Source organism: Pseudonocardia sp. ICBG601 (assembly GCF_020496245.1).
This window is the reverse complement of record NZ_JAHLJA010000153.1, coordinates 84843-100748: the sequence shown is the minus strand read 5'-3', so window position 1 is coordinate 100748 and position 15906 is coordinate 84843. Positions and strand designations below refer to the sequence as shown.

The following is a 15906-nucleotide window of genomic DNA, read 5'->3' as shown; positions in this document are numbered from 1 at the left end:
CCGGCTGACCGACCCGCTGCTCTACCGGGTCGAGCTCGTGCTGATCGTCCCGTCGGCGGTGGCGCTGTTCCTGGCCGGGTCGGCCCTGCTGCGCGCCGGCCTGTTCGACGCCGCCGCCGTCACCCTGCGCCGGCGGCTGATCGGCACCGGGGCCGTCGGGTGGTGCTCACCCTGCTCACCACGCTCGGCGGCGGCCCGTGGTTCCTCGTCGAGCGCTACCTGGTGGCACCGCTGGTCGCGCTGGGGCTGCTCGGCCTGGTCCCGGAGGTCCTGGCGCGGCTGCGTGCCCGGCCGGCCCGGTGCGGCGCGGGCTCACCGCGCTCGGCCGGACCGCGATGACCTGCTACGTCGGCCAGAACGTCGTGGCCGCAGTCCTGTTCGGCGCCTGGGGGCTCGGCCTGGCCGGGGCGCTCGTCGGCGTGCCGGCCCCGCTGCGGACCGGGGTGGTCGTCGCGGTGTGGGCCCTCGTCGTCGCCGGGTCGCCGCGGCGGCGGGGTGGTGGTTGCGCGGCCACGACCGCGGCCCGCTGGAGGCGCTCACCCACGCCCTGCTCAGAGCGTGTTTGGAAATTCTAGTGGGTTGAGGGTGTCGTGTGTTTCTGCTGGCGGGTGGCGGGGTATCCACGGGCGATGCGGCGGGTGATGGTGTTGATCGCGGCCCAGCGGATCATGGCTTCGGATGTGGTGGGGTGGCGTTCGTAGTCTCGGGCCAGGCGTCGGTGTGCGGTGAGCCAGGCCAGGGTCCGTTCGACCACCCACCTTCGTGGGAGGACGGTGAATCCGCGCTGCTCGGGTGGCTTGCGGATGATCTCGATCGTTGTCTGCAGGATCGTGGCGGCCCAGTCGAGCAGTCGCCCGGCGAAGCCGGCGTCGGCGTAGACGAACCGCACCCTGGTGCGCAGGTAGAGGTTGAGCAGGATCGGCTTGGCGCCCGTCGCGGTCCTGTACCGAGGCGAGCACACGAGCTCGTGGTCAGCAGCAGACCGAGGGTGTCGGTCACGATGAACCGTTTCCGTCCGCCTGTCTTCTTCCCGGCGTCGTAGCCGCGGGAGTCCTGGCCGACGGTGTCGGCGCCCTTGACCGACTGGAATCGATGATCCCCGCACTCGGCTCCGGATCACGGCCCTCGGCGATACGTAACTGCCCCCGCACGACCGGGAGGATCTTCTCGGTGACCTTCTGCTGTTCCCACTGGTTGAAGTACCAGTAGACGGTCTGCCAGGGCGGGAAGTCCACCGGCAACGCCCGCCAGGCACACCCGGTCCGCACGACATACAAGATCGCGTCCAGCACGTCCCGACGAGCATGAGCAACAGGCCGCCCCCGCCGCGCGAGCGGCGGTAACAACGGCTCGATCACCACCCACTGGGCATCACTGGTGTCCGAGGGGTACCGGCGCGGTCGTTCCTGCATGCCGACCACGATGGAGCACCCCAGCCGTGTCGACCATCCCGACACACCCACCATTTCCAAACACGCTCTCAGAGGTCGATCACCAGCCAGCCGCCGTGGTGCTCGGACACCGTGAACGACCGGCCGGTGCGTTCCCCGATCCGGGTCAGGACGCGCTCGTCGAAGACCCGGACGTGACCCCAGGCGGGGTTCGGCTCGTCCTCGAACGGGACGGCGACGACCACCCGTCGCCGGGCGAGGCGCAGCATCTCGGCGACGACCTCGTCGCCGTCGGACTCGGACAGGTGCTCGACGAGGTGCACGGCGAACACGGTGTCCGCGCACCCGTCGGGCAGCGCGACGGCACGGGCGTCGGCGACGTGGGTCTCCAGGTCGGCGCCGAGCTGTGGCGCCATCCGGGTCAGCAGCTCGACGGTGCCGCCGGTGAGGTCGGTGGCGGTGACGCGGTGGCCGTCGCGGGCCAGCTGCAGCGACAGGAAGCCGAAGCAGCAGCCGAGCTCCAGCACCTCCTCGCCCAGCACGAGGGATCGGGCGCGGGCGTGCACCGGCGCCATCTCGGCGTTGGTGCCGCCCGGCTCGGGCTCTCCGGCCAGCGCGTCGAGGGTGTTGCGGTAGAAGGCGAGCCACGCGTCGTCCGGGAGCTCGGGGTCCTTCGCGGCGCTCGCGACGCAGGCGACGAAAGCCTCCTCGAAGCGCTCGGCAGGCAGGATCCCGGGCTGCACCAGGGTGCGGTCCAGCCAGCCGGCGAGGTCGTTGGAGAGCCGGTCGGTTCCGATCATGGATCGCTCCTGTGCGTGCGGGGGACCCACGCCACGCTAGGCGGTCAGGGGCACGCCGCACCACGTCCGACGGCCCGGTCCCTCCCCGTCCGGACGGTGGGGGCGAGTGCCGGCGTCCGGGGGCTCAGACCGTCTGCGCGGCGAGCAGCCGGGCCTTCAGCGCGGTGTCCTTGTTGACCGGGTCGTGGGCGCCGTCCGGGACGGTCCCCGCGGCGACCGCGATCGCGTTCATGGTGCCGACCATCCGGCACAGGTGGGCGATGCGGCGCTCGTCGGCGTCGACGGGCGGGGCGCCGTCCAGCAGGGCCAGGGTGCGGTCCACCCAGATCACCTCGGCGTGCATCCCGGCCTGTTCGAGCACGCCGCGCAACCGCAGCCCGATCTCGCGGCGGGACAGCCCGTTCCAGCTCTCCAGGGTCCGGGCGTCGAGCGGGAACAACCGGCCCCGGTCGCGCAGGTGGATCAGCTCCAGGGCGTGCGCGCGGCCGTAGGCGCAGTACGTGCACCCGTTCACCAGGGAGATCGTGAGCCCGGCCAGGTGGGTGCGGACGGGGCCCAGCACACGCAGGGTGACCAGGAAACGCGGGAAGTTCGCGGCGAACCAGCGCAGCGCGGGACCGCTGCCCATCGTGGCGACCATCGCGGGGATCACCCCGGGCGTGTAGCCCCACAGCGCCGTGCACACCCGCCCGACGGCCCGGACGACCAGCCCACCCTCACCCACCACACGGCCCGCCTTCCGAAGGGACCCCCCATGATACGTGGGGCGGCCGCCGCGCGGTCCGAAATGGGCCGAACGGCCCATCCCGGGGGCCGGCGCGGTGCGCGGCCGGACGCTCGCGCGGTTAGCGTTCGGTCATGGCTCTCGTCCCCGCCGTCGTCGCACCCCGCCCGCTGCCGATCGAGGATCCCGAGGCCCTGGTGGACTCGGAGATCGAGGTCGGCGACCCCGGACCGTACGACCTGCTCGTCGACGTCCGCGCCGTCTCGGTGAACCCGGTCGACCGCAAGGTCCGTGCCTCCTTCGACCCGGCCGACGGGCCGAAGGTCCTCGGGTACGACGCGGCGGGCGTCGTCGTCGGGGTGGGGGCGTCGGTGCAGGGGTACGCCCCCGGCGACGAGGTCTACTACGCTGGCGCGATCGACCGGCCCGGCAGCAACGCCCACCGTCAGCTCGTCGACTCGCGCATCGTCGGCCGCAAGCCCTCGAGCCTGGACTTCGCCGCCGCTGCCGCGCTGCCGCTGACCTCGCTCACGGCCTGGGAGTGCCTGCACGACCACCTGCGGGTCACCGCGGAGTCCACCGGCACCCTGCTCGTGGTGTCCGCCGCGGGCGGCGTCGGCTCGATGGTCCTGCAGCTCGGCCGCCGCACCTGGCTGACCCTGGTCGGCACCGCGTCGCGGGCGGAGTCCGCGGACTGGGCCCGCGAGATGGGCGCGCACGCGATCGCCGACCACCACGACCTCGTCGCGACCGTCCGTGCGGCCGCTCCGGACGGCGTCCAGTACGTGTTCTCACCGGTCTCGGAGGGCAACGTCGAGGCCTACGCCGAGCTCATGACCCCGCGCGGCATCGTCGTCGCCATCGACGAGCCGGAGGGGCTGGACACCCTGCCGCTGAAGGCGAAGTCGCAGGCCTGGCACTGGGAGCTGATGTTCACCCGGCCGCTGTCCGAGCCGACCTCGACGGTGCAGCGGGAAATCCTGGACGAGGTCGCCCGCCTGGTCGACGCCGGCGAGCTGCGCAGCACCGAGACGCGGCGGCTGCAGGGACTGACCGCCGAGTCGGTCCGCGAGGCGCACCGGCTCATCGAGTCCGGCAGCACCGTCGGGAAGATCGTCGTCGAGCGCTGACCCCGGGGGTTCGTGCGCCATCGGGGGCGGGGCCGGGGTCAGCGGCCGATCAGCTCGCCGGCCATCTCGTTGGTCGTGGCCTCGAAGCCGGACAGGTCCCGGACCACGCGGACGCGGTCGCAGTACTCGGCGTAGGCGGGCAGGTCGCAGCGACCCAGTCCCCAGGAGTAGCGCGGCTCCGGGGTCAGCCAGATCGTCTCCCGGGCCCGCCGGGTGATCTCGACGAACGCCTCCATGTTGGGGTCGTTGCCGTTGCCCCGGCCGTCGCCGAGCACCAGCACCGTGGTGCGCCGGGTGACCGCCGAGCCGTGGTCCTCCAGGAACTGTCCGAAGGCCAGGCCGTAGTGGGAGTTGGCGTCGACGTCGAGCTGGTCGCCGCCGAAGATCAGCCCGAGAGCGTGCTCGACCGGGTGGTCGGCGAACAGGTCGGTCACCTCGACCAGGTCGGCGACGAACGCGAACGAGCGCACCTGGCCGAACAGGTCCTGCAGACCGTGCACCAGGTGCAGGGTGAACCGTGCAGTGGCCCGGACCGACAGCGAGACGTCGGTCAGCACCACCAGGCGCGGCTTGTCCTCCTGGCGCTGCACGGTGACGGGGGAGAAGGGGACGCCGTCGTAGCGCATGTTCCTGCGCATCGTCCGGGCCGAGTCGATCCGGCCCCGCGCTGAGACCCTTCTGCGGTGGGTGAGCGCGCCGTGCAGTGACTTCGCGAGCCGCCGCAGCGACTCCTCCAGCTGCATGCGCTCGGACTCGTTCGCCCGGTCGACCTCGGCGACGCGTTCGGCGTCGTCGTGGCCCTCGACGATCCGCTGCTCGATCGCGAGCAGCTTCTCCAGGTGGGCCTTGAGCAGCTCGGGGAGGTTGTCGAGCACCCCGGTGAGACGCCGGCGCAGGGCGGCCGCGTCGTCCTCGGTCCCCTGCTCGGACTCCGAGAGCCGGTCCTCCTCGGAGTTCAGCCAGCCCAGCAGCGCGTCCTGCTGGGCGACCGACAGGTCGGCGTCGACCTTCGTGCCCTGCTGCTGGGAGATGTCACCGGGCCGGCCACCGCCGGAGAACCGGTCGGTCTCGATCTGGACGCGCTGGCCGTCGGCGACGTCGCCTGCCTGCTCCTTGGAGAGCACGATCTCGTCCGTCATCGAGGCCATGTCGATCTTGTTGGCCTCCTGGTGCAGGTTGTACTGCTCGGCCAGGTCCTCCGGGTCGAAGAACTCCTTGATGTCGACCGGGGAGCCGTGGTCGTGCCCCTCCTGCGGGGTCTCCGACGGTTCCTCGGACAGCGTGAAGTTCTCCAGCGGGGTGTCGTCGGACATGTCGCCGTGCCCGTGCCCGTGGCCGTGACCCGTGTCGGCCTCGCCCACCCTGACCAGGGAGAAGAACAGGTCGAAGACCTCGTCGAAGGTCGCCTCGTCGCGGCGGTCCTTGATCAGCGCGATGCGCAGCGCCTCCTTCAGCACCGACCTGTCGGACAGCACCCCCGGCTGGGCGGCACAGGCCATCGCGTCGAGCGCCTCGGAGACCGAGATGCGCACCGACCGGATCCGCAGGAGCCGGACGAAGCGGTGGATGCTCGCTTCCATGCCGACGCCCCGATCAGACCGGGCGCTTGCGGGAGCCGCCGAAGGAGCGGGTGCCCTGGCCGGGCGAGACCTTCCGGATCGCCGACGGCGGCGGGGCCACGCCGCCCGGGAGGCCGCCGTAGATGCCGCCGTGCCGGCCCGCCTGGTCCTTCGCCGCGCGCTTGGCGCGGCCGTCGACGTCGCCGTCGTCCGGGTCGTCGCCACGGGCGCCCGCGGTGCGCGCCGGCGGGGCGGCGGGCTCGTCGTGGTCGCTGTCGTGGCCGTGTCCATGTCCATGTCCATGGCCGTGCCCGTGTCCGTGCTCGGCGACGACTGCGTTCGGGTCGACCAGCCGCGGCAGCGCGTCCAGGGCCTTCGTGACGTCCTTGTCGTACTTGACCACGACCGAGACGGTGTCGGAGAGGATCTGCGAGCTCAGCTCGTCGACGCCCAGGACGGCCAGCGTGCGGGCCCAGTCGATGGTCTCCGAGATCGACGGCGACTTGCGCAGCTCCAGCTCGCGCAGTCCGCGCACGACGTTGACGAGCTCCTCGGCCAGCTGGTCCGACAGCCCGGTCTTCTTCGACTTCACGATCTCCAGCTCGCGGGAGGCCGACGGGTAGTCGAGGAACAGGTGCAGGCAGCGACGCTTGAGCGCGGCCGCGAGGTCCCGGGTGTTGTTGGAGGTCAGCAGTACGTACGGGCGCTGCGTCGCGACGAAGGTCCCGATCTCGGGGACGGAGATCTGGAACTCGCCGAGGGTCTCCAGGAGCACGGCCTCCAGCGCCTCGTCGGCGCGGTCGACCTCGTCGATCAGTAGCACCACGGGCTGCTCGGAGCGGATGGCCTCCAGCAGCGGACGCGGCGCGAGGAAGCGTTCGGAGAAGAACACGCTCTCCTGGGACCCGATGCGGTCGACCGCGGAGGCGAGGTCCGGGGCGTCGGAGACGAGCTGCCCGATCTTCTCGCGGAGGATCTGGGTGTACATCAGCTGCTTGCCGTAGTCCCACTCGTACAGGGCCTTGGTCTCGTCCTGGCCCTCGTAGCACTGCAGACGCAGCAGCCGGCGCCCGGTGGCGACGGCGAGCATCTTGGCCAGCTCGGTCTTGCCGACCCCGGCGGGTCCCTCCAGCAGCAGCGGCTTGTCCAGGCGGGTCAGCAGGAACACCGTCGTCGCCAGGCGGGTGTCGGCGATGTAGCCCTGCTCCCGCAGGGTCTCGACCACCTGGTCGACGGACTCGAAGGGGCCGGTCGAGGCGACGGCCTCCGCCGCCTCGGTCACCGTGGGGACGACAGCCTCGGACACTCGGGTATCTCCTTCGCGGACCGCACCGGCTCTGGTGCGGGGACGAGCGGGGCCGCGGCCGGCGGGCCCACCCACCCGAGTATCGCCTCGGACGGCTGGGCCCGCCGGTGCGACGGTGGACCTCCTGACCTGCGGATCAGGTCAGCAGGTCGTCCAGGTCACCGTTGATGGAGTGGTCGACGACCGGGCGGACGGTCTCGAACGTGCACTCCTTCGGGTTGCCCGGGGTGCAGGCGTCGCCGAGGACGTGGTTGGTGATCCGGTCGACGTCGGCCGCGTCGCCGATGATGGTGGGCGCGTTCTCGTAGAACTTGGTCGGGCCGACCCCGAGCCGGTTCTTCGAGTAGGTGTCCTGCTTGACGTCGGCGAACTTCTCCGGGATGCCCACGTCGCGCAGCAGCCGGATGGACGCGGCGAGCGCCGCGTCGGCGGCCTGCGGCTTGGTCATGCCGCGGGTGTCGACACCCATGGCCTCGGCGATGTCGGCGAAGCGCTCGTAGACCACCGGCATGTTGAACGCCCACACGCGGGGCAGCGCGATGGCGTTGTTCAGGCCGTGGTGGGTGTCGTAGAACGCCGACACCGCGTGGCTGATCGAGTGGATGATGCCGAGCCCACCGGAGTTGAACGCCTGGGCGGCGATGTACTGCGCGTACATCATGCCCTCGCGGCCGGAGAGCTCCTGGCTGTTCCAGACGGCCTTGCGCAGGTTCTGGGAGGTCAGCTTGATGGCGTGCAGGGCGTTGCCCAGCGACGGCTGGAAGTCCAGCCGCGAGACGTAGGGCTCCGAGGCGTGGGCGAGCACGTCGAACCCGCACTGCGCGGTGTAGTCGATCGGGCAGTCGTAGTAGAGCACCGGGTCGTCGATCGCGAGGGTGGTGACCGACGCGTCGTCGAAGGCGACGTACTTGTGCGGGTTGTCGGGGTCGGTCGTGGTGTCGGTGATGACGTAGGCCCACGAGGTCTCCGAGCCGGTACCGGCCGTGGTGGAGACCGCGATGTGCGGCGGGTTGGCCGGGTTCTCGGACTTGTTGAAGCCCTCGAACTCGTTGACGTTGCGACCGTCGTGGGCGACCGAGACGCGCGCGCCCTTGCAGGCGTCGTGCGAGGAGCCGCCGCCGATGGAGACGAAGGAGTCGCAGTTGTTCTGCTGGTAGAGGCCCACAGCGTCCATGACGTTGTAGTCCTTGGGGTTCGACTCGACCTTGTCGTACAGCACGACCTCGAGGCCGTGGTACTTCATCGACTCGACGATCTTGTGGACGATGTCGGTGCCGCGCAGGCCCGACGTCATCACCAGGGTCTTCTTGAAGCCCAGCTTGAGCGCCTCGGGGCCGATCAGCTCGTGCGACCCCGGGCCCATGAGCGCACGCGGGAACGGGTGGAACTCCTTGATGGGGAACGGCTTGAGCAGCTCGTCTACCTGCATGTCAGCCCTTTCTGAGGCAGGCGGATGGGGTCGAGGCCGAACGCTAGGACCCCTGTGGCCGCGCGCACAGGGGTGATCGGCATTACCCCTCGGGAGACCGGGCAGGAAACCCCTCCGAACGGAGGGGGGCAGGGTGGGGTCGCCCGTCGATCCGTGTGGAGAGGGCTGAGTGCTGCAAACATATTGCAACAGGGAGAGTTCGGCAACAGTTCGCCGGGCTCGTCCTGGGTTAGGGTCGGTCCGCCGACGGTTCGTGTCATCCCGGGAACGGGGCGTCACGAGGCAAGAGGGAACCCGGTGGGAATCCGGGACTGCCCCGCAGCGGTGAACGGGAACGACCGCCGTCAACAGCACTGGGAGTGATCCCGGGAAGCGACGGCCAGTAGGTGTGAGCAGTGCGCCCGTGAGTCCGAAGACCTGCCGCCGGTGCGTGCGCCGTCCGGCGTGCGCGGATCCGTGGCCTCGCGGGAGGGCCGGGCGGACGACCGGGCACCGTCGTGCTCGGCGGTCGCGGGCGCCCCCTGCCGGCGACGGGTCCTCCACCGCACTCGCGAGGAGAGAGGGCCGTGAGCATTCCTTCCAGCAGCACCATCGGCAGTACCGTCCTGGGGTACCCCCGGATCGGGCCGGACCGGGAGCTCAAGCGGGCGACCGAGGCGTACTGGGCCGGGCGGAGCGACGCGTCGGCACTGCACGACGTCGCCGCCGGGCTGCGCCGCGACACCTGGACCGGGTTGCGCGACGCCGGGCTCGGCTCGGTGCCGGGCAACACGTTCTCGTTCTACGACCACGTCGGAGACACCGCGCTGGCGGTCGGGGCGGTGCCGGAGCGCTTCGCCGGCATCACCGACCCGCTGGAGCGGCTGTTCGCGATGGCGCGCGGCCGCACCGGCGCCCCGGCCTGCGAGATGACCAAGTGGTTCGACACGAACTACCACTACCTGGTCCCCGAGGTCGGCCCGGCCACCCGACTCGCGCCGGGCAGCCGCAAGGCCCTCGACGAGTTCCGGGAGGCCCTGCGCATCGGGGTCACCACCCGCCCGGTGCTGGTCGGACCGGTGACCTTCCTGCTGCTGTCGAAACCGGCCGACGGCGCACCGGAGGGCTTCCGCCCGCTGGACCTGCTCGGGCCGCTCGTCGAGGTCTACCGCGACCTGCTCGCCGAGCTCGCCGAGGCGGGCGCGGAATGGGTGCAGCTCGCCGAGCCGGCCTTCGCCGCCGACCGGACGCCGGAGGAGATCGCGGCGCTGCGCAGGGCCTACGACCGGCTCGCCTCGGCGACCCGGCGGCCGAAGATCCTCGTCGCGTCGTACTTCGGTGAGCTGGGCCCGGCGCTGCCCGCGCTCGCCGCCACGGCCGTCGAGGGGCTGGCGCTCGACCTCGTCGCGGGGGGTGCCGACCTCGATGCCCTCGACCCGGCGGTCCCCGGGCTGGACCGGAAGGTGGTGCTGGCCGGCGTCGTCGACGGGCGCAACGTGTGGCGCACCGACCTGGACCGGGCGCTGGCGACGGCGCAGCGGCTGGTCGGCGTCGCAGGGCGGGTCGAGGTCTCCACGTCGTGCTCGCTGCTGCACGTCCCCTACGACCTGACCGTCGAGACGGCCCTGCCCGGCGACGTCGTCGACATGCTGGCGTTCGCCCGGCAGAAGGTCGAGGAGGTCGTGCTCCTCGGGCGCGCCCTGCACGAGGGACCGGACGCGGTCGCGGCGGAGTTCGACGCCGCACGAGCCACCAGGGAGCGGGTCGCGGCCACCGCGCGCCGCGACGAGCGGGTGCGCTCCCGGCTCGCCGCGCTCGGCCCCGACCACTACCGGCGCAGCCACGGCGACGTGCGGGCGAAGGTCCAGCGCGAGGCGCTCGGCCTGCCCGTCGTCCCCACGACGACGATCGGCTCCTTCCCCCAGACCTCGCAGATCCGGCGCGACCGGGCCGCGCACCGCTCCGGCGTGATCGACACCGGCACCTACACCGAGCGGATGCGCCAGGAGATCGTCCGGGTGGTGCGGCTGCAGGAGGACATCGGGCTCGACGTCCTGGTGCACGGCGAGCCCGAGCGCAACGACATGGTCCAGTACTTCGCCGAGAACCTCGACGGCTTCGCCACCACCGACCACGGCTGGGTGCAGTCCTACGGCTCGCGCTGCGTGCGCCCGCCGATCCTGCACTCCGACGTGTCGCGGCCCCGGCCCATCACCGTCGGCTGGGCGGAGTTCGCGCAGTCGCTGTCCGAGGCGCCGGTGAAGGGGATGCTCACCGGGCCGGTCACCATCCTCGCCTGGTCGTTCGTGCGCGACGACCAGCCGCTGGGCGACACCGCCCGGCAGGTCGGGCTGGCCCTGCGCGACGAGGTCGTCGACCTGGAGGCGGCCGGGATCCGCATCGTCCAGGTCGACGAGCCCGCGCTGCGCGAGCTGCTGCCGCTGCACGAGCGCGACCGGGCCGCCTACCTGGACTGGGCGGTGGACGCGTTCCGGCTGGCCGTCGGTGCCGTCGCCGACACCACCCAGATCCACACCCACCTCTGCTACTCCGAGTTCGGCGAGGTGGTGGGGGCGATCGACGGGCTCGACGCCGACGTCACCACGGTCGAGGCGGCCCGGTCGCGGATGGAGGTACTGGCCGACCTCGGCCCGGGGGTCCCGCGTGGGCTCGGCCCGGGCGTCTACGACGTCCACTCGCCCGAGGTCCCCGCCACCGACGAGCTGGTCGACCAGCTCCGCGCGGCCCTGCGCCACATCGGCCCGGACCGGCTGTGGGCCAACCCGGACTGCGGGCTCAAGACCCGCGCGGAACCCGAGACGGTCGCGGCGCTGACCAACCTGGTCGCCGCGGCCCGCCGCGTCCGTGAGGCGACCGCGACCGGCTGAGCCCGGTCCGCGCCGGCCACTCGTCACGGGTGACGAGCGGGCCGTCCGTACGGAGGTTCGGTACGGACGGCCCGCCCGTGCGGGGACTCGGGCGGGGAGTCGTGCGGGACGAGGGCGTTGCTCACGCCGCATTGATTGAATAGGTGCTCAGATGTAGGCATACGGGGTGATCGCACGACAGATGGCCGCACTGCTCGCGGCCGCCGCCCTGCTGCTCGCCGGATGCGGCGACGGCGGGGGCGGCGGTGCCGCGACCCCGGACCCGTCCGGCGAGCTGACCGTGGCCCTGCAGTTCCCGCCGCGCTCCGACTACGCCTTCGACGCCGACGACGGCGCCCGGCTGCAGTCCCTCGGCGTCGCGGAGACCCTGACCACCGTCGACGCCGACGCCCGGCCGGCGCCGATGCTCGCGACCGCGTGGCAGCAGCAGGGCAACGCCTGGCGGTTCACCCTGCGCCAGGGCGTGCGGTTCCACGACGGCTCCCTGCTCACCCCGGACGCCGTCGTCACCGCGCTGCGCTACGTCGCGGGCGTCGAGGCCCCGCCGCGGGCGATCCGCGGCATCGGCTTCGCCGTCGCCCCCGACGGCCCGGACGCCGTGCGCATCACCACCACCGAGCCCGACCCGGTCATGCCGCTGCGCCTGTCCAGCGGCAACCTCGGCATCCTCGCGCCCGCCGCGTACACCGGCGGCGGGGCGCCGGAGTACCTGCGCACCGCGACCGGTCCCTTCGTGCTGGAGTCCGTCAGCGGCGCCGACTCCGCGCAGCTGGTCCGCAACGACGACTACTGGGGCGAGCCGGCGGGCGCCGCCCGGGTCACCGTCCGCTACGTCGAGGACCCGCAGGCCAGGGCGCTCGCGATCCAGTCCGGTGACGTCCAGTTCGCCGAGGGCCTGCCGCAGGCCCAGCTCGACCAGGTCCGCTCGGCCGGGGCCGAGGTCGTCGAGTACCCGAACGCGCGCACCGTGCCGCTGCAGCTCAACCAGTCCGCCAAGCCGTTCGACGACCTGCGGGTGCGCCAGGCCGTCACCGCGGCGATCGACCGCCCGGTGCTGGCCCGGCAGGTGCTCGCCGGTGGGGCCGCGCCCGCGGCCGACCTGTTCGGCGGGGCCGTCCCCTGGGGCGAGACCGCTCCGCCGCCGGGCGCCGACGTCGCCCGGGCCCGGCAGCTGCTCGCCGAGGCCGGCTACACCGAGCAGAACCCGCTGACCGTGCGGCTGTGGACCTTCCCGAACCGGCCCGAGCTGCCCGCGCTGGCGAACGCGATCCAGGCGATGCTCGCCTCCGCCGGGGTGCGCGTCGAGATCACCGTCGGGAACTACGCCGCCCAGGAGCCGAAGGTCCTCGCCGGTGACTACGACATGTTCCTCAACTCGCGCAGCTACCTGTCCGACTTCCCGGACGCGGCGAGCACGCTGACCTCGGACTACACCTGCGACGGCAGCTACGCGATCGACCAGTACTGCAGCCCCGCCTACGACGCTCTGGTCGACCGGCTCAACTCCACCGTCGACCCGGCGGCCCGCCAGCGGATGTTCCGCGAGGCCGCGGCGATGCTGACCCGCGACGCCGTCGGCGTCATGGTCGTGCACCCGCTCAACACCGCCGTGCTGCGCGGGGCGACCGGCTTCGTCCCCGACCCGCTGCAGATCCGCCCGGTGCTGCCGCAGCTCACCCCGACCACGGGGTGATCGGGCTCCTGCTGCGCCGGCTCCTCGTCGTCGGGCCGGTGCTGCTGGCCGCGTCGGTGCTGGTGTTCGCGCTGCCGCGGCTGGTCGGCGTCGACCCGGCGCGGGCGGTCCTGCGTGCCCGCAGCGCCGAGGCGGTGCCGGACCCGGCGACCGAGGCGCGGCTGCGGTCCTCGCTCGGGCTGGACGCACCGGTCACCGAGCAGTACCTGCGTTGGCTGGGCGGGGTGCTGCGCGGCGACCTCGGCTACGGCTACGTCGCGCGGACCCCGGTCGCCGGCCAGATCGCCGACGCCGCGACGGTCTCCGGGCTGCTCGCGGTGCTCGCCCTCGCTCTGGCCGCGGTCGTCGGCATCCCCGCCGGGGTGTACGCGGCGCGCCGTCCCGGCGGGGCGCTCGACCGGTTCCTCGGGCTGGGCACCGTCGCCGGGGTCGCGGTGCCGGAATTCGTGCTCGCCCCCTGGCTGGTGCTGGTGTTCGCGGTGTGGGCCGGGGCGCTGCCCGCGCTCGGCTGGGGCGACCCCGCCCACCTCGTCCTGCCGGTGCTGACCCTGGCCGCCTACCCGGCGGCGCTCGCCGCCCAGCTCGTCCGCGCCGAGACCGCCGGGGTGCTGACCCGGCCGCACGTGCTCGTCGCGCGGGCCAAGGGGCTCGGTGAGCACCGGGTCCTGTGGCGGCACGGCGCCCGGCTCGCGACGACCTCGGTGACCGCGCTGGCCGGGATGTTCGTCGCCGGGCTGCTGGGCGGCTCGGTGGTGGTCGAGGTCGTGTTCGGCATCCCGGGGCTGGGGCGCCTGCTGCACCGGGCCGTCGTCGCGCAGGACCTGCCGGTGGTGCAGGCGGGCACGCTGCTCGTCGTCGCGGTCGCGGTGGTCGCGGGGGTGCTGGTGGAGGTGCTGGCGACGGCCCTGGACCCGGTGCTGCGCTCGGCGGGGTCGCGGTGAGGGCCCGGGCGCGGACCGCGTGGTGGGTCGCGGCCGGGGTGGCCGCCCTGCTCGTGGTGGGGCCGGTGCCGATGCTCGTTCCAGCAGGCCTGCTCTGGGTGCCGCTGCCCGACCCGGACGCCGTCGACTTCGCCGGGATGCTCGCCGGCCCGTCCGCGGCCCACCCGCTGGGCACCGACCAGCTGGGCCGGGACCTGCTCGCCCGCACCGTCCACGGCGGACGGCTGACGGTCGGACTGGCGCTGTCCGCGGTGCTGGTCACCGGGGTGGTCGGGGTCGCCGTCGGGTCGCTCGCCGCGGTCGCGGGCCCGGTCGGGCGGGCGGTGATGCGGGTGGTCGACGTCCTGGCCGCGATCCCGGTGGTGCTGTTCGGGCTGCTCGCCGCGGTCGCGCTGGGTCCGGGCGTCGGATCCCTGCTGGTGGCGGTCACGGTGATCGCCTGGACGCCGTTCGCCCGGCAGGCCTACCTGCTCGCCCTCGCCGAGCGGCAGCGGGAGTACGTGACGGCGGCGGTCGCCCTCGGCGCGGGGCCCGGGCGGGTCCTGACCCGGCACGTCGCCCGGAACCTCGTCCCCGCCGCTGGCCGCGCACGCCTGCGTCCGGTTCGCGAGCACCCTGCTCACCGTCTCCGGACTGTCGTTCCTCGGGCTCGGCGTGCAGCCGCCGACCGCGGAGTGGGGCGCGATGGTGGCCGAGGGCCGCGAGTACCTGTTCGGCGCGCCCCAGGTGGTGCTCGTGCCCTCGCTGGCGGTCGTGCTGACGGCCGGGACGGCCCTGTGGTGGGGACGCCGATGGGAACGGGTGGGCGCCCGGTGAGCTCAGGCCGCGTGACCCTGGCCGCGCCCGCCCGCCGGGTCGAGGGGCCTGCCCAGCTCGGGGAACCACCGGAACGCCTCCGGTCTGCCCTCCCAGTCGCAGCCTGCGCACTCCTGGCCGTCGTGCGGGTGCTCGTCCACGATGCCTCCCGATCGTTGTTGCCATCACTGTGCGACAGGTCGTGTCGGGGTGTGAACCCTCCCGTCGGAGGGGCAGGGTGAGAGGCGTGGACGTGGACGACGTGGCCGGGGACGCTGTGGCCGGGGACGCCGTGGCCGGGCTGCTGGGTGCGTACCTGGCCGACCCGTACGCGGGCTGGAGCATGGGTGCGCCCGGCGCGATCGCCGAGTTCGTCCGGACCCCCGACGAGGCCGTCGTGCCGTCCGGGCCGGGTGCGGTCGTCACCGCCCGCGGCGGGATCCGGATCGCGGCGCACCCGGCGACCCGGCCGCTGGCCTACCGGACGCCGGTCGGCCCGCACGAGCACTGGAACCACGCGGTCGCGTTCTGCCTGCCCGCGGCCGCGGCACGCAGGGCCGCGCGGACCTCGGTCACCGTGCTCGGCCCCGACCGCTGCGCGCTGCGACCGGCCGACCGCGACGCCGTGCTCGTCGACCTCGGGCTCGGTACGGCCACCGTGGACGCCTGCGTGCGCACGGCCGATCCCGACCTGCTCGGGCTGCTGCGCCGCGCCGAGGGCGGCCCGCTCGACGGCGCGCTGACCGCCGCCCTGGTCGCGGCGGGCCCGCACCGGGTGTTCACCACCGCGCTCGGCCGGGTCGAGGTGTACGCCGCGATCCCGCCGCCGGAGGGCCGCTCCCCGGATGGGCCGCACACCCACCTGCTCCCGCACGTGCTGCGCGAGGGCCGCACGCACGCGGCGACCGTTCCCGTGCCCGCCGGTCACCTGCCCTGCGCGCACCTCTACCCGGCGCACCCGCTCACCGACCTGACCGGGCGGCCGATCCCGTTCGACCCGACCCGCGCGGCCTGCTTCGACCGGCTGCTGGAGCGCTTCGGCGACCCGGAGCAGCAGGCGGTCACGGCCGAGGTCGTCCGCTCGGTCGCCGCGGGCGAGCCGCCGGGCCCCCGCCCCGCGACGGCGCCGGCGCGCGCTGCGCAGGCGGTCGCGCTGCGGGTGCTGGCCGTCGCCGGCGGGGTCGACCCGGCCGTGCTCGACGCCTGGCGCGGCCGGACCTCGGCCCGGGACCTGCTCGACCCGGAGGGCGACCGCAACGGCGGGTGAGGCC

12 protein-coding genes, 1 pseudogene and 1 riboswitch are annotated in these 15906 nt (G+C 73.4%); of the genes and pseudogenes, 7 read left to right on the top strand and 6 right to left on the bottom strand.

Features of this window, described 5'->3' with window-relative positions:
* Positions 1-335: 335 nt before the first annotated feature.
* Positions 336-575: a DUF418 domain-containing protein gene (locus tag KPL57_RS70935; protein WP_308253135.1), complete on the top strand. Its 240-nt coding sequence runs from the start codon at positions 336-338 to the stop codon at positions 573-575.
* On the opposite strand, the pseudogene KPL57_RS73040 reads toward KPL57_RS70935, so the two are convergent.
* The 3 genes and pseudogenes from KPL57_RS73040 to KPL57_RS53830 all read right to left on the bottom strand — a co-directional run.
* Positions 556-1466: pseudogene (locus KPL57_RS73040) on the bottom strand (IS5 family transposase); the annotation flags it as partial. The gene KPL57_RS70935 and the pseudogene KPL57_RS73040 sit on opposite strands and share 20 nt — an antisense overlap.
* A 14-nt stretch (positions 1467-1480) precedes the next feature.
* Positions 1481-2191 (bottom strand): mycofactocin oligosaccharide methyltransferase MftM, encoded by a 711-nt coding sequence (gene mftM, locus KPL57_RS53835; protein WP_020626205.1) that lies wholly within the window; start codon positions 2189-2191, stop codon positions 1481-1483.
* 124 nt (positions 2192-2315) lie between these two features.
* Positions 2316-2918, bottom strand: coding sequence for a hypothetical protein (locus KPL57_RS53830; protein WP_139318906.1), 603 nt, complete (start codon positions 2916-2918; stop codon positions 2316-2318).
* Positions 2919-3049: 131 nt separating this feature from the next.
* Here KPL57_RS53830 and KPL57_RS53825 point away from each other — a divergent pair, with 131 nt between their 5' ends.
* Positions 3050-4045 (top strand): zinc-binding alcohol dehydrogenase family protein, encoded by a 996-nt coding sequence (locus KPL57_RS53825; RefSeq protein WP_226358104.1) that lies wholly within the window; start codon positions 3050-3052, stop codon positions 4043-4045.
* A gap of 38 nt (positions 4046-4083) precedes the next feature.
* On the opposite strand, the gene KPL57_RS53820 is transcribed toward KPL57_RS53825, so the two are convergent.
* The 3 genes from KPL57_RS53820 to mdo form a co-directional block, all read right to left on the bottom strand.
* Positions 4084-5625: a VWA domain-containing protein gene (locus KPL57_RS53820; RefSeq protein ID WP_226358103.1), complete on the bottom strand. Its 1542-nt coding sequence runs from the start codon at positions 5623-5625 to the stop codon at positions 4084-4086.
* Between the two features lie 13 nt (positions 5626-5638).
* On the bottom strand, positions 5639-6910 hold the full coding sequence (locus tag KPL57_RS53815) for a MoxR family ATPase (protein WP_226358102.1): 1272 nt from the start codon (positions 6908-6910) through the stop codon (positions 5639-5641).
* A gap of 136 nt (positions 6911-7046) precedes the next feature.
* The gene (gene mdo / locus KPL57_RS53810; RefSeq protein ID WP_226358101.1) at positions 7047-8339 is read right to left on the bottom strand and encodes an NDMA-dependent methanol dehydrogenase; all 1293 of its coding nucleotides are present in this window, start codon (positions 8337-8339) and stop codon (positions 7047-7049) included.
* 230 nt (positions 8340-8569) lie between these two features.
* Positions 8570-8779: riboswitch (cobalamin riboswitch) on the top strand.
* A 126-nt stretch (positions 8780-8905) separates the two neighbouring features.
* Between mdo and metE the strand changes: the two genes are divergently transcribed.
* The 5 genes from metE (at position 8906) to KPL57_RS53785 (ending at position 15902) form a co-directional block, all read left to right on the top strand.
* Positions 8906-11206, top strand: a complete 2301-nt coding sequence (metE, locus tag KPL57_RS53805) for a 5-methyltetrahydropteroyltriglutamate--homocysteine S-methyltransferase (protein WP_226358100.1) — start codon at positions 8906-8908, stop codon at positions 11204-11206.
* A 166-nt stretch (positions 11207-11372) separates the two neighbouring features.
* Positions 11373-12899, top strand: coding sequence for an ABC transporter substrate-binding protein (locus KPL57_RS53800; protein WP_226358099.1), 1527 nt, complete (start codon positions 11373-11375; stop codon positions 12897-12899).
* Positions 12896-13840 (top strand): ABC transporter permease, encoded by a 945-nt coding sequence (locus KPL57_RS53795; protein WP_226358098.1) that lies wholly within the window; start codon positions 12896-12898, stop codon positions 13838-13840. The genes KPL57_RS53800 and KPL57_RS53795 overlap by 4 nt, the downstream gene beginning before the upstream one ends.
* Positions 13837-14877, top strand: coding sequence for an ABC transporter permease (locus KPL57_RS53790; protein WP_226358097.1), 1041 nt, complete (start codon positions 13837-13839; stop codon positions 14875-14877). The genes KPL57_RS53795 and KPL57_RS53790 overlap by 4 nt, the downstream gene beginning before the upstream one ends.
* A 5-nt stretch (positions 14878-14882) precedes the next feature.
* Positions 14883-15902, top strand: a complete 1020-nt coding sequence (locus KPL57_RS53785) for a hypothetical protein (RefSeq protein ID WP_226358096.1) — start codon at positions 14883-14885, stop codon at positions 15900-15902.
* Positions 15903-15906 lie beyond the last annotated feature (4 nt).

What these genes read in the sequence shown, in the direction of transcription:
- KPL57_RS53825 (WP_226358104.1), top strand. Translation starts at nt 3,050, where the DNA reads ATGGCTCTCGTCCCCGCCGTCGTCGCACCCCGCCCGCTGCCGATCGAG.
- mdo (WP_226358101.1), bottom strand. Translation starts at nt 8,339, where the DNA reads ATGCAGGTAGACGAGCTGCTCAAGCCGTTCCCCATCAAGGAGTTCCAC.
- KPL57_RS53820 (WP_226358103.1), bottom strand. Translation starts at nt 5,625, where the DNA reads ATGGAAGCGAGCATCCACCGCTTCGTCCGGCTCCTGCGGATCCGGTCG.
- KPL57_RS70935 (WP_308253135.1), top strand. Translation starts at nt 336, where the DNA reads ATGACCTGCTACGTCGGCCAGAACGTCGTGGCCGCAGTCCTGTTCGGC.
- mftM (WP_020626205.1), bottom strand. Translation starts at nt 2,191, where the DNA reads ATGATCGGAACCGACCGGCTCTCCAACGACCTCGCCGGCTGGCTGGAC.